This window comes from Sulfurimonas sp. HSL3-1 (assembly GCF_039645995.1).
Taxonomy (GTDB): Bacteria; Campylobacterota; Campylobacteria; order Campylobacterales; family Sulfurimonadaceae; genus Thiomicrolovo; species Thiomicrolovo diazotrophicus.
Genome location: NZ_CP147920.1, coordinates 1,635,784 through 1,648,009, shown reverse-complemented (window position 1 = coordinate 1,648,009; position 12,226 = coordinate 1,635,784). Strand labels below are relative to the sequence as shown.

General features: G+C 58.2%; 15 protein-coding genes. 6 read left to right on the top strand and 9 right to left on the bottom strand.

Going from position 1 to position 12,226, the window contains the following annotated elements; genetic code table 11:
• Positions 1-12 precede the first annotated feature (12 nt).
• Positions 13-402 (top strand): hypothetical protein, encoded by a 390-nt coding sequence (locus WCY31_RS08575; protein ID WP_345969389.1) that lies wholly within the window; start codon positions 13-15, stop codon positions 400-402.
• 45 nt (positions 403-447) lie between these two features.
• On the top strand, positions 448-981 hold the full coding sequence (locus WCY31_RS08570; RefSeq protein ID WP_345969388.1) for a histidine phosphatase: 534 nt from the start codon (positions 448-450) through the stop codon (positions 979-981).
• On the opposite strand, the gene WCY31_RS08565 is transcribed toward WCY31_RS08570, so the two are convergent.
• Positions 975-1,613 carry a response regulator transcription factor gene (locus tag WCY31_RS08565; RefSeq protein WP_345972057.1) on the bottom strand — a complete coding sequence of 213 codons (639 nt, stop codon included), beginning with the start codon at positions 1,611-1,613 and terminating at the stop codon, positions 975-977. The two genes, WCY31_RS08570 and WCY31_RS08565, sit on opposite strands and share 7 nt — an antisense overlap.
• Positions 1,614-1,752: 139 nt before the next feature.
• Between WCY31_RS08565 and WCY31_RS08560 the strand changes: the two genes are divergently transcribed.
• Both WCY31_RS08560 and WCY31_RS08555 read left to right on the top strand, forming a co-directional pair.
• Complete coding sequence (locus WCY31_RS08560; RefSeq protein ID WP_345972056.1) at positions 1,753-2,067, top strand: hypothetical protein; 315 nt, start codon at positions 1,753-1,755, stop codon at positions 2,065-2,067.
• Between the two features lie 10 nt (positions 2,068-2,077).
• On the top strand, positions 2,078-2,629 hold the full coding sequence (locus WCY31_RS08555; RefSeq protein ID WP_345972055.1) for a YqiA/YcfP family alpha/beta fold hydrolase: 552 nt from the start codon (positions 2,078-2,080) through the stop codon (positions 2,627-2,629).
• On the opposite strand, the gene WCY31_RS08550 is transcribed toward WCY31_RS08555, so the two are convergent.
• From WCY31_RS08550 to WCY31_RS08515, 8 genes are read right to left on the bottom strand one after another with little or no spacing between them, the layout of a single operon-like run.
• The gene (locus WCY31_RS08550) at positions 2,626-3,768 is read right to left on the bottom strand and encodes a DegT/DnrJ/EryC1/StrS aminotransferase family protein (RefSeq protein WP_345972054.1); all 1,143 of its coding nucleotides are present in this window, start codon (positions 3,766-3,768) and stop codon (positions 2,626-2,628) included. The two genes, WCY31_RS08555 and WCY31_RS08550, sit on opposite strands and share 4 nt — an antisense overlap.
• Before the next feature lie 31 nt (positions 3,769-3,799).
• On the bottom strand, positions 3,800-4,186 hold the full coding sequence (gene crcB, locus WCY31_RS08545) for a fluoride efflux transporter CrcB (protein WP_345969383.1): 387 nt from the start codon (positions 4,184-4,186) through the stop codon (positions 3,800-3,802).
• Entirely contained in the window at positions 4,183-4,875 is a 693-nt protein-coding gene (locus WCY31_RS08540; protein WP_345969382.1) for a lysophospholipid acyltransferase family protein, read from the bottom strand. Before WCY31_RS08540 ends, crcB begins: the two co-directional genes overlap by 4 nt.
• Positions 4,853-6,031 carry a hypothetical protein gene (locus WCY31_RS08535; RefSeq protein WP_345972053.1) on the bottom strand — a complete coding sequence of 393 codons (1,179 nt, stop codon included), beginning with the start codon at positions 6,029-6,031 and terminating at the stop codon, positions 4,853-4,855. Before WCY31_RS08535 ends, WCY31_RS08540 begins: the two co-directional genes overlap by 23 nt.
• On the bottom strand, positions 6,031-6,705 hold the full coding sequence (gene purQ, locus WCY31_RS08530) for a phosphoribosylformylglycinamidine synthase subunit PurQ (protein ID WP_345969380.1): 675 nt from the start codon (positions 6,703-6,705) through the stop codon (positions 6,031-6,033). Before purQ ends, WCY31_RS08535 begins: the two co-directional genes overlap by 1 nt.
• Positions 6,702-6,944 carry a phosphoribosylformylglycinamidine synthase subunit PurS gene (gene purS, locus WCY31_RS08525; protein ID WP_345969379.1) on the bottom strand — a complete coding sequence of 81 codons (243 nt, stop codon included), beginning with the start codon at positions 6,942-6,944 and terminating at the stop codon, positions 6,702-6,704. The genes purQ and purS overlap by 4 nt, the downstream gene beginning before the upstream one ends.
• Positions 6,944-7,660, bottom strand: a complete 717-nt coding sequence (gene purC / locus WCY31_RS08520) for a phosphoribosylaminoimidazolesuccinocarboxamide synthase (protein WP_345969378.1) — start codon at positions 7,658-7,660, stop codon at positions 6,944-6,946. The genes purS and purC overlap by 1 nt, the downstream gene beginning before the upstream one ends.
• The gene (locus WCY31_RS08515; protein ID WP_345969377.1) at positions 7,660-8,988 is read right to left on the bottom strand and encodes a S41 family peptidase; all 1,329 of its coding nucleotides are present in this window, start codon (positions 8,986-8,988) and stop codon (positions 7,660-7,662) included. The genes purC and WCY31_RS08515 overlap by 1 nt, the downstream gene beginning before the upstream one ends.
• Positions 8,989-9,207: 219 nt before the next feature.
• Between WCY31_RS08515 and WCY31_RS08510 the strand changes: the two genes are divergently transcribed.
• Together WCY31_RS08510 and WCY31_RS08505 are read left to right on the top strand one after the other, a co-directional pair.
• Positions 9,208-11,784, top strand: coding sequence for an ATP-dependent Clp protease ATP-binding subunit (locus tag WCY31_RS08510; protein ID WP_345972052.1), 2,577 nt, complete (start codon positions 9,208-9,210; stop codon positions 11,782-11,784).
• Between the two features lie 23 nt (positions 11,785-11,807).
• Entirely contained in the window at positions 11,808-12,206 is a 399-nt protein-coding gene (locus tag WCY31_RS08505) for a hypothetical protein (protein WP_345972051.1), read from the top strand.
• Positions 12,207-12,226 lie beyond the last annotated feature (20 nt).

Genomic DNA, 12,226 nt, shown 5'->3' with positions numbered 1-12,226 from the left:
AAAGGATAGACAATGATCGATTTTGACAAATCCATGCAAAGACTCCGTGCGGTGAACGGCTACCTCGGGTCCGCCGTTTTGAACTATTCCGGTGAAACCCTCTATATCGATAACGATCATACGGGGACAGACATTCCCTATTCGGCCAGCATCTTCAATGACGCCTTCCGGATGGTGACCGAGTCCTCTCTGGACGTCGGCTTCAGCGAAGCCTCCTCCATCGAAGCGAAGACCCACGACGGCCACGTCTTCCTCATCAACAGCGCCGGAGAGTTCGGCCAGGACAACTTCGCGAAGATCAACGTCTTCGCCATTTTCCGCGACGACGGGAATGTCGCTCTGGCGAAGATGATTATGGACAAAGCGGCCAAGACCATGTCTCAGGAGCTGGGGCGCATCTAAAAGCGTCCCCCGCATCAAAAGGGCGATACCATCAAAACGTTATATTTGATTCATCATGCGAAATCGGACTGGGAAGAACCGGGCGCGAGCGATTTTGAACGCGGATTGACCGACAGGGGATACCGGGATATCAACACGATCGGATCGTACCTGCTGCTGCGGGGGATTGTCCCGGATATTATCCTCTCAAGCAGTGCGCTGCGGGCCCAGGAGAGCGCGGACAAGCTGGCCGTCAAGGTGGGCTTCGACGGACCGCTGCTCTACCTGAGCGAACTCTACCTGACACCCCCGGAGACAATCCTGGAAACGGTGATGCTGCAAGAAGACGATGCCGACACGATCTTTGTCATCGGGCATAACCCGCAGCTGACCGCTTTTGCGAATATGCTGACCGACGAGCATGTCTCGAAGATCCCGACGATGGGGGTTGTGGCGATGACATTCGACATCGGCAGCTGGCAGGAGCTCGAAGAACGCAAGGGAGAAATCGACTTTTTTATTTTTCCGAAGCAGTTCAAATACTACCTGCCGAACCAGATCCGGGCCGTGCTGGACCGAAACGGGCCCGGCGCTCAATAGACGGCGATGTCGTGCTCGAAGGCAAAACGGAGCAGATCCGTCGTACTGGAGAGGTTCAGCTTCTCCAGGATACGGGTCCGGTAGGTAGAGACGGTTTTGGGGCTGACACCCAGTTCCGCGGCGATCTCCTTGTAGGAGAGGCCCCGGGCGATCAGGGAGAGCACTTCCAGCTCGCGTTTGGAAAGCGCGGCAGTCATCGCCGTCTCCTGCTTGTCCAGATCGGTGCCGTAGGGCATGGTCTCTTCCAGAGTGGGGCTGATGTACTTTTTGCCTTTGGCCACGGTCGCGATGGCCCGTATCAGTTCGGCGCCGATGACGGCCTTGTTGAGGTAGCCCGAAGCGCCGGCCCGGAAGGCCTGAAGCGCATAGGGGTCTTCGGGGTAGGCGCTGAGCACCAGGATCGGCAGAGTCGGATGGCGTACGCTGACGCTTTCGATCGATTCCATGCCGTTTTTGTCGCCGAGGTTCAGGTCGAGGATCAAGAGGGCGTACTCCCCGTTTGCGAGCAATGCCATCAGTTCATCGAAAGAGGAGGCGTTGGCGGCAACGGACATCTCCTCTTGCTGCTCGATCAGCATGATCAGTCCGCTGCGGACGATCTCATGGTCATCGGCGATAATGATATTCAGCATAGCACTCTCTTTCGCATTATTTTTTTTTGTGAGCAATTATAATAAAAATAATATGCAAAGCGGCTGTTGCACGCGCTTTAACGCGATTTAATTCATCCTGGGGTAGCCTGTCCCCAACCAAACGGAAGGAGAGGAACATTTGGAGCATCTGATCACGGAGACTTTGGGGTATGCCCGAGACCATTTCACGGCCTTCGGCCTGGAAACGGCGCAGGTGGATGCGCTGCTTGTCGCAGGGGAGCGCGACCTGCGCAAGGAGCTATTGCAGCTGAAATCGTTGGCGGAAGCCGTCCCCGCGGATGCGGACAAAGTGGCCCAGTCGCTCCATGCGCTCAAGGGGCTTTTGATGAATATGGGCAATAACAACGCTGGGCAGGTATTTGCAGAGCTGGAAACAGCCTTTAAATCGACCAAAGAGGTCGCAGGGATCCTGGCACTGCTGGCAGCGGGATGAGGTCACACCCGTGATCCTTTATCTTCACGGTTTTGCCAGCTGCGGCGACTCGACGAAAACAAGACTCCTCAAGGCGCATTTCGGCGAGGCGGAGGTACTCTCCCCCGACCTGCCGGTCGAACCGGACGAAGCCATGGCGTTTCTGCGCCGCTTGATCGGGCAGCATGACGTTTCACTGTTGATCGGCTCATCGCTTGGGGGATTCTACGCGACGGCGCTGAGTAGTGAGTACGCGCTCGACGCCGTACTGATCAACCCCTCCGTCCATCCTTTCAGGACGCTCGCCCCCTATGTAGGCACCAATACCTTCTGGTGCAGCGGTGAATCCTTCGAGTGGGAAAGCGACTACCTGCTGCAGCTGGCAAGGATCGCCGAAAGGATGCGGCTGCCCGATGCGCGGCTGCTGGTCTTGCTACAGACGGGGGACGAACTGCTGGATTACACCGTGGCCGAAGCCGTCTACGGCGATTACGAGGTCATTGTGGAAGCGGGCGGCAACCACCGCTTCGAAAATCTGGGGGAGTACCTGGAGCGGATCGAAGTGTTTTACGGCGATGCCTAGCGGACGCCGCTGGGGAGGGTGGCGATCCTCTCTTGTAGCCAGCGGGCGTTGTCCGCGTCGGTCCCGGCGCATTCGCTGAAGCGGGGCAGATCGCTGATCAGCGGCCAGAGTGCGCGTGCGGCGACACCCTCCGCATTGGTCGCTTCCAAAAAGGCGTCGCGGTCTTCGGGCGCTTCAAAGAGCAGGGCATTGAGCCAGCAGTTCGGCTCGTTCTGTTTTTTCATCCGGAAGAGCTGCAGTTCTTCATCCTCTTCATACTCGGCGAAAAACTCCCGGTAGCGGCGTGTCAGATCGCGCTGCTTGGTGACGATGGTACGGATGTGTTCCATCTGGGCGCATCCGACCGCGGCATTGAGGTTGGACATGCGGCTACTGAAGCGGCCCTGTTCCGCGCCCTGGGCGTCGGAAAGATAGGGGATCGTCCCGACGCTCCTTGCCTGCTCGGCGAGGGCCTCGTCGTCACAGACGAGTACGCCGCCATCCCCGCAGGTAGCGATCTTGTGCCCTTCGAAACCGTAGATGCCGCAGCGGCCGAAACGCCCGGCCATGGTCCCTTTGTAGGCAGAACCGAAGGCCTCGGAGGCATCTTCGATCAGCATGATGCCGTACTCGTCGCAGACGGTCCGGATGTCGTCGATGCGGCAAGGGAATCCAAGGGTGTGGACCGGGACGCAGGCGGTGATGCGCCGTCCCGTATGGCGGTTGAAGCATCCCCCCTCGCGAAGTTCAGCGTTGTAGGCGAGGAATTCCCGCAGGCGGTCGGGGTCCATGCCCATCGTTTTGCGTTCGACGTCGATGAAAATGGGTTCGGCGCCGAAGCTGTCGACGGTATTGGCCGTCATGGCGTGCGCAAGCGGCTGGGTCAGGACTTCGCAGTCGGGACCGGTTCCCGCCAGGACGAGGGCGACGCGCATCGCCGATTCGGTACTGTTGAAGGCGACAGCATAACGGGAACCGCAGTATTCATTGACCATTCCCTCAAAACGTTCGACGTACTCACCCTCCGAGGAGACCTCCATACTTTCAATACAGCTGCCGAGGTAGTTCTTCTCGTTGCCGACGAAACGCGGCGCATGAAGGGGGACCGCCCCGGTGCTTCGGAAGAGGTTCCGGATATATCGTACGGTGTTGCTGTGCATAGCCTTCCTTTCGATTAATATTGGTCTGCGCTCACCGCAGCAGGGCCGACGCCAGTTTGAATCCCCCGCCGGCCATCAGCACGGTACCCAGGGCATTCAGTCCGATATTGGCGGCAGCCAGCGCGATATGGCCGCCGCTGAGCAGCATGACGCTCTCGATCGCGAAGGTCGAATAGGTCGTCAGGGCGCCCAGAATCCCCGTCGAGAGGAACGATTTGACGTGCAGGGAAAAATAGGTCGTGTACATGAAGTAGGCGACGAGAATCCCCATGATGAAACTGCCGATCAGATTGACGCCGAGGGTGCCGAAGGGGAGGTCATGCGGCACGCGGTGGGAGATGAGGCCGTTGAGATAGGCGCGCAGCACGGCACCGATAAAGCCGCCGCTTCCGATAGCGAGCAGGGTGGTCAAGCTCATACGTTTTCCTTTTGTACATAGCGGTCATAGGTTTCTTGCATCTGATGCTGCACGGTTTCAAGCCACTTTTTATCGCTTTTGTCCGCGGTGAAACTTTCCAGATAGATCGCGGTGATCATTCCCGGCGCGGCCGTCATGCGCTTGGTGCTGAAGAAACGGGCGGTGTGGATCAGCACGACGGGCTGTACCGTCAGGCCGAGCTTGTCGGCGATCAGTTTCGCCCCGGGTTTGAAGCGGCGCATCCGGCCGCTTTCCGAACGCGTCCCCTCCGGAAAGATACAGACGATTCTCCCATCGTCAATGCGCTCCTTGGCCGCCTTGAGGAGGGCAACGAGGGCGCTTTTGCTCTCGCGCTCCAGGGGGATCTCCCGGGAGAGACGGACGGCCAGGGAGAAAAAGGGCACTTCAAAGAGCTCTTTTTTGGCCACCCAGGCGAGTTCGCGTTGCGTCGTACTCTCGATCACGCCGATGTCGAGTTCGCTTTGATGGTTGATGATATACATCTGCGCCTCGGGGTCGGGCTCGCCGACTTTGCGGACGTGCACGAAGATCAGAAGCCGGATGAACCAGGCGGCGATTTTGGAGGCGTAGGGACGGGGGACGAAGGGATAGAAGAGGATCTTGAGCAGCAGACCCGTAAAGATGACGAGGGTGCTGTAAACCCAGTTAATCCGCGCAAGTATCTTCATTCTTGACCCAACCGATCTGATCGTTCTGGAGGCGAATCTTCGTATAGCCTTTGCTATGCCCTTCGGCATCGAGCTGGTGGCGCTGCGGCGTGATCTCGAAGACCGTCGCGTTGCGCATCGGCAGCAGGTAGATGGGCGCTCCCTCTTTGATACAGACCTGCTGCAGCGGGATATTGAGCCAGGCGGCATAGCCCCCGGCCGCGATGCCGACGGCCAGAAGGGTCCAGGAGCGTTTCCAGAGTGCCAGCAGGAAAAAGAGGAGGAACAGCACGAGGAAGATGATCGTCTTCTGGGCCACATGCCCGTGCTCGATCGGATTGATATCGCTCGTCGTTGAGACGAGATCGTCGTCGACCTCGATCGGGATACTGATGCGTTCATACCGTTTGTTCTGCAGGTTGAAGTACTGGAAACGGAGGACTTCGACGGTTTTGGGCAGGACGGCATAGTAGCTCATCGAGGCGAAGTGCGGGTTGATCTGCAGCGATTCAAAGTCCTGCTTTCCGGCCTCGGAGAGGTGGAAGTCCCTCAGGTCGCTGCGGTTGGCATCGGCCGAGATCACGATGATGTTGTGCCCCTTGTCGTAGACGGTGGTCTTGACATGGGTGATCGCGAAACGGTCCGCCAGGATGCCGCAGAAATTTTTCGGAGGATTGAGCACCGTTGCTTCGATAGCCCCGCCCTGGATGGGAGCGGAGCTCTCCTCTTCGCCGTATCCCAGGGTCAGGACCGGGGTGATATCGGGCAGCAGGGCGCGCTTTCCGGTGACTTTGAAATAGAAGCGGTCAAGGTAGGTGTGCTCCTGCCGCTCCCGTTCGGGGGAGTCGCTGAGCAGTGAGAGGCCGCTGCCGCCGCTGAAACGGTAGGAGAGGTCGTCGAAAAGGTCGGTGGTGATGACGGTCCGGATGACGATGGAGACGATCTCGCCTTTGAAGAGCCGCTCGGGCTTTTCGACAAGCGTGGCGTAGAGATGGCGGGTATCGGGCGTCTCATCCTCCTGCACGGAAAAGTCGGCGCTTTCGACCTCGGCCGCATCATTCGGCTCTTCGGCCTGCATGGTAAAGGGCATAACGGTTTCGGGGAGGTCGGTGACGATTGTGACGGCCTGCAGGAGGCCAATAGTACCGAGCCAGAGGAGCAGCAGGAGTGAACGCATTATGAAGCGAAGAACCCTTCAAGCATCGCCTTGCCGTCCGCGGAGCCGAGAATAGCTTCCATGGCGCGTTCGGGGTGCGGCATCAGTCCGAATACGTTCTTGGCGGCGTTGCAGACGCCGGCGATGGCGTCGACGGACCCGTTGGGGTTGCTGATGCTGCCCTCGGCATCGCAGTAGTGCAGCAGTACCTGGTCATTGTCGTAAAGCGCCTTGAGACCGTCCGGATCGATATAGTAGTTCCCGTCGTGGTGAGCGATGGGGATGTTCACGACATCGCCCTTGTCCAGCTTGTTCAGGAATGCGTTCTCGTTCCCGACGACTTTGAGGTGGTGATGGCGGGAGATGAAGTGGAGGTGCTCGTTGCGCTTGAGCGCGCCCGGCAGCAGCCGTGACTCGGTCAGGACCTGGAAGCCGTTACAGATACCGAGGACTTTTCCGCCGCGATTGGCGTGGGCCTCGACCGCCTGCATGACGGGGCTGAAACGGGCGATAGCGCCGCTGCGCAGGTAGTCGCCGTAGCTGAACCCGCCCGCGACGACGACGAGGTCCGTATCGTCGGCGATTTTGGTCTCTTTATGCCAGACGAGCTCCGTCGCCGCCCCCAGCTTTTCGAAAGCGTACTGCGTGTCATACTCGCAGTTCGTTCCGGGAAACTGAATGATGGAGACTTTCATGAGACGATCTCGATGGCGTAATCTTCGATAACGGTATTGGCCAGCAGGGATTCGCACATTTCGGTGACCTCCGCTTTGGCGCTCGCTTCATCGGCGGCGGAGAGGTCAAGGATGATCTGCTTACCGACGCGGACGTCGTTGACGCCGTCGAATTTGAGTGAGTCCAGCGCGTGATGGACGGCTTTGCCCTGTGAATCCAGGACACCCTGCTTCAAAAATACGTTGACGATTGCTTTCATTACTTTGCTCCCAAAATACGGTTGAGGACCTCTTCGTAGGCCACTTTGAGTCCACCGAGTCCCTGGCGGAAACGGTCTTTGTCCATCTTTTCACCGGTTTCCATATCCCAGAAACGGCAGTTGTCCGGGCTGATCTCGTCGGCGAGGATGATGTTGCCCTCTTTGTCCTTGCCGAATTCGAGTTTGAAGTCGACGAGGTTGAGCCCTTTTTCGGCAAAGTAGGGTTTGAGGATGTCGTTGACCTGGCGGGCCATGCGGCGGATCTTGTCAAGCTCGTCCTGGTAGTCGACGAGACCGAGGATCAGGGCGTGCTGATCGTTCAGTTTCGGGTCTCCGAGTTCATCGTTTTTATAATCGAATTCGACGAGGGTGAAGGGGAGGACCTTTCCGTCCTCGATCCCGAGGTTTTTGCTCAGGCTTCCGGTCGCGATATTCCGGACGATCACTTCGATCAGAATGACGTCGACGCGCTTGTGCAGCATATGGTTGTCGTCGAGCATACCAACGAAGTGCGTCGGAACGCCCTTCGATTCGATCAGTTTGAAGAGTTCCGTCGAAATCTTGTTATTGAGGGCGCCTTTGCCCGCTTCACTCGATTTCTTGGCGCCGTTGAATGCGGTCAGGTCATCTTTGAACTCGGAGATCAGCAGGTTCTGATCGTCCGTCGTAAAAAGTTTTTTTGCCTTGCCTTCATACAGCAGTTCGCGTTTTTCCATTAATGTGTTCCTTTCACGATGGTAAGTGCTTTGAGAATGTCAACAGCCTCTTTGAGCTGAATATCGTTGCCGATCTGTTTTTCGGTGATGATGTTGCTGTCCACCTTTTCGTCCTCACCGCTCTTGGTGGTATTGCCGTCGATCTTCTGCAGCTCGCTTTTAAGGTGCATCTTCAGGTCGGCCTCTTTGATCGAAAACTCGTCGTCGTCGGTCTTCGGTACGACACCGCGATCGACCAGGACGTCAGGGGTCACGCCGATCGCCTGGATCGTCCGGCCGCTTGGGAGGTAGTAGCGCGCGACCGTCAGCTTGATGGCCTCGTTATCGCTGATCGGCAGAATGACCTGGACGGAGCCTTTCCCGAAGGTCTTTTTGCCGACAAGCACGGCACGTTTGTGGTCCTGCAGGGCGCCGCTGACGATCTCGGAGGCTGATGCGCTCCCCTCGTTGACGAGGACGACGAGGGGCTTCTTCGTCAGAGTTGCGGATTTGTGGGCGCTGTATTCGGTGTTTTCGCGTTCGTCACGCCCCTTTTGCGAAACGATGACCCCTTTATCGACAAAAAGGTCGACGAGGCCGACGGCCTGGTCAAGCAGACCGCCGGGGTTGTTGCGCAGGTCGAGAATGAACCCTTTGGCGTCGCCGTTATGCTGGCGGATCGCCTTCGAGATACCCTCGACGACTTTTTGGTCAAAACTCGTGACACGCAGGTAGACGGTGTCGTCGCCGATGGTCTTGGCATAGACGGACTGGATCTTGATGACGTCGCGGATAATGTGGACCGGGAAGGGTTTGGTCTCGCCTTTGCGGACGATGGTGATGTCAATCGGCGTTTTCGGCTTGCCGCGCATAAGATGGACCGCTTCATCGATGTCCATATCGATTGTCGGGGTGTCATCGATCTTGAGAATGATGTCGCCCGCCTGCAGACCGGCCTTGTCCGCCGGGGTGCCTTCGATCGGCGCGATGACGGTCAGGGCACCGTCTTTGATACCGACGGTGATCCCCAGGCCGCCGAACTCGCCCTTGGTCTGCACCTGGAGGTCTTTAAAGCCCTTCTGGTTCAGGTAGGAGGAGTGGGCGTCGAGTTTGCCCATCATTCCCTCGATGGATTTGTTCATCAGGGTCTCGATGCTCTCCTCGTCGACGTAATATTTTTCGACGATACTGAGGACCTTAGTGAATTTCGCCAACGCCTGGAGCCGGGAAGCTTCAACCGTCGGTGTTCCCTCGGTGGGTGCGTCGGCGAGGAGGGCGGTGGAATAGGTCAGGGCTACGGCCGCCGTTGCCGTGAGAAAGCCCATCGCCATCATCTTTTTCTTTTTCATTTTCTGCTGCTTTCCAGTCTCGCAATTTTTGAGCGTCTATTATAGTCAAACAATAGTAAAATAAAAGCATGCAGACCGTGGTATGCCGTGCAGAAAAAAGCGGCATGATGGATAGGGTTGATGAATCTTTAGTCTTACTGTATCAAGTATAGTTGACACCACTAGACTAAAGATGCTATAATCATTCCACTCAATAGCAGCTGATAAAGGACGCATAAAATGAATACGATTTTTGAAAAACTGACCCATCAGATGACACAGACCATCGAATCGGCCCTTTCGCTGGGGCTGCATAACCAGAACAACGAAGTCGAGCCGGTACATGCCTTTTGGGCGCTGCTCACGAACAGCGACAGCGTCCTGAACCAGGCCCTTCGGAAGATGGGCGTTGATAAAAGCGCGATCGAGCTTGACGTCAAAAGCGCGGCGGACAAGCTTCCCAAAAGCAGCGGGGTGAGCAAGGAGAACATGCGGATCTCGCGCAACCTCGTACAGGCCCTTGAGCGGGGCGTGGGTGAGATGACGCGCAACGGTGACAGCTACATGGCCGTCGACAGTTTCATCCTCGGCAACCTGGAGAGCGAGCCCTTCGGCACGATCCTCGGCAAGTACATCGACAAGATGGAACTGCGCAAGACCTTTGAAGCGATGCGCGGCGGGCAGAAGATCGAGAGCCAGACGGCGGACGAGAACCTCGAGAGCCTCTCCAAGTACGGGATTGACCTGACGGCGCAGGCGGCGGCGGGCGAACTCGCCCCCGTGATCGGCCGTGACGAAGAGGTGCAGCGCATGATGCAGATCCTCATCCGCAAAACGAAGAACAACCCGATTCTCCTCGGCGAACCGGGGGTCGGTAAAACCGCCTTGGTCGAAGGACTGGCGCAGCGCATCTATAATAAAGAGGTGCCGCTTTCCCTGCAGAATAAAAAGGTCGTGGCGCTGGATATGAGTGCCCTCATCGCCGGGGCGAAGTACCGCGGCGAGTTCGAGGACCGTCTCAAGGCGGTCATCGACGAGGTGAAGCAGAGCGGTAACGTTATCCTCTTTATCGACGAGATCCATACCATCGTCGGCGCGGGGGCGTCGGAGGGGAGCATGGACGCGGCGAATATCCTCAAGCCGGCGCTGGCCCGTGGCGAACTGCACACGATCGGCGCGACGACGCTCAAGGAGTACCGCAAGTACTTTGAAAAAGACGCGGCCCTGCAGCGCCGTTTCCAGCCGGTGACGGTGGACGAGCCCTCCATCAATCAGGCACTGCAGATCCTGCGTGGGATCAAAGAGCGCCTTGAAGGGCACCACAACGTCACCATCACCGATGCGGCGCTGGTGGCGGCAGCGAAGCTGTCCGACCGCTACATCTCCGACCGCTTCCTGCCGGACAAGGCGATCGACCTGATCGACGAAGCGGCGGCGGAGCTGAAGATGCAGATCGAGTCCGAACCGCATGCACTCTCCGGCGCGAAACGCAAGATCCAGGAGCTTCAGGTCGAGAAAGAGGCACTGAAAATGGACGAGAACCCGGCCAATGAGAAGCGTCTGGGCGAGATCGAAAAAGAGCTGGCGGACGCCGAAGAGGAGAAACGGACCCTCGAGGCGCAGTACCAGGGGGAAAAAGAGGTTTTCGAGCGCATCGCCGCCATCAAAGGCGAGATCGAGGCCAAGCGCCGCGAAGCGGAACTGGCGAAGCAGCAGGGCGAGTTCAACAAGGCCGCCGAGATCGAGTACGGCAAGATCCCGCAGCTGGGCGAAGAAGAAGTTGCGCTCCAGGAGAAGTGGAAAGCGATGCAGGGGGAGGGCACCCTGCTCAAAAACAGCGTTGACGAAGCCTCCATCGCCGGGATCGTTAGCCGCTGGACGGGGATTCCTGTGACGAAGATGCTGCAGAGCGAACGCGAAAAGATCCTCCATATCGAGGATGAACTCAACCGCGATGTCGTCGGGCAGGACAAGGCGACCCACGCCGTCGCCCGCGCCATCAAGCGTAACAAAGCGGGTCTCTCCGACGCCGACCGCCCGATCGGATCGTTCATGTTCCTGGGGCCGACCGGGGTCGGGAAAACCCAGACGGCCAAGACTCTGGCCAAGTTCCTCTTCGACAGCGAAGAGGCGCTGATCCGTCTGGACATGAGCGAATACATGGAGAAACATGCGGTCTCCCGTCTGGTCGGTGCGCCTCCGGGGTACGTCGGCTACGAAGAGGGCGGGCAGCTGACCGAGGCGGTGCGCCGCAAACCCTACAGCGTCGTACTGTTCGACGAGGTGGAAAAAGCGCATCCGGACGTCTTTAACATGCTCCTGCAGGTGCTCGACGACGGACGGCTGACGGACAACAAGGGGGTGACGGTCGATTTCACCAATACGATCATCATCCTCACCTCCAACATCGCCAGCGACAAGATCATGACGATGCAGGGGGACCCGAACCTCGAAGAGGTGGTACTGGGCGAACTGCGCGGCAAATTCAAGCCGGAGTTCCTCAACCGCCTCGACGACGTCGTCATCTTCAACCCGCTGGGCGAGGATCAGATCATCGCCATCGTCGACCTCTTCTTCGAGGCCATCGCCAAGAAGGTGGAAGAGCGGAACATTTCGCTGACGCTGACGGATGAGGCGAAACGGCTCATCGCACGGGCCGGTTTCGACCCGGTTTACGGGGCGCGCCCGCTGAAGCGTGCGCTCTACGAGATCGTCGAAGACCGCCTGGCCGACCTGATTCTCGGCGGCGAGGTCGAAGAGGGGAACCGGGTCGTCTTCGATGCCGAGGGCGAAGAGATCACCGTGGCCGTCGATTAATCCGGACGCGCTACAATCCCGGTATGAAAATGCTCAAACGCCTTTTACTCCTCCCGGTAGTGATGCCGGGGCTTTTCGCGACGCTCCTGGCCTGTACGGGGGATTGCCTTACCTGTCACCCGAAACTGTTGCCGACGATCCAGAACGATCCGCGTCATAAGCCGATGCTCGGCTGTATCGATTGCCACAGCGCCGACCCCAACGCCATGGCCGAATGCGGCAGCGAGTGTTTCGCCTGCCACCCCGTCGAGAAGATCGAGAATGTGGGGGTAGAGGAGCATAAAGTGATCCGGGGCTGCCGGGACTGCCACGTGCAGATCAAGGAGGCCCTCAGCGATATCGCGACGCCGAAGGACCAGTCGGTCATGCCGCCGCTGAAAGAGCTGCTCATCCCGCCGGCCGATACGAACGGCGGCTTTTGAGTCATCCGGCAGGGAAAAAA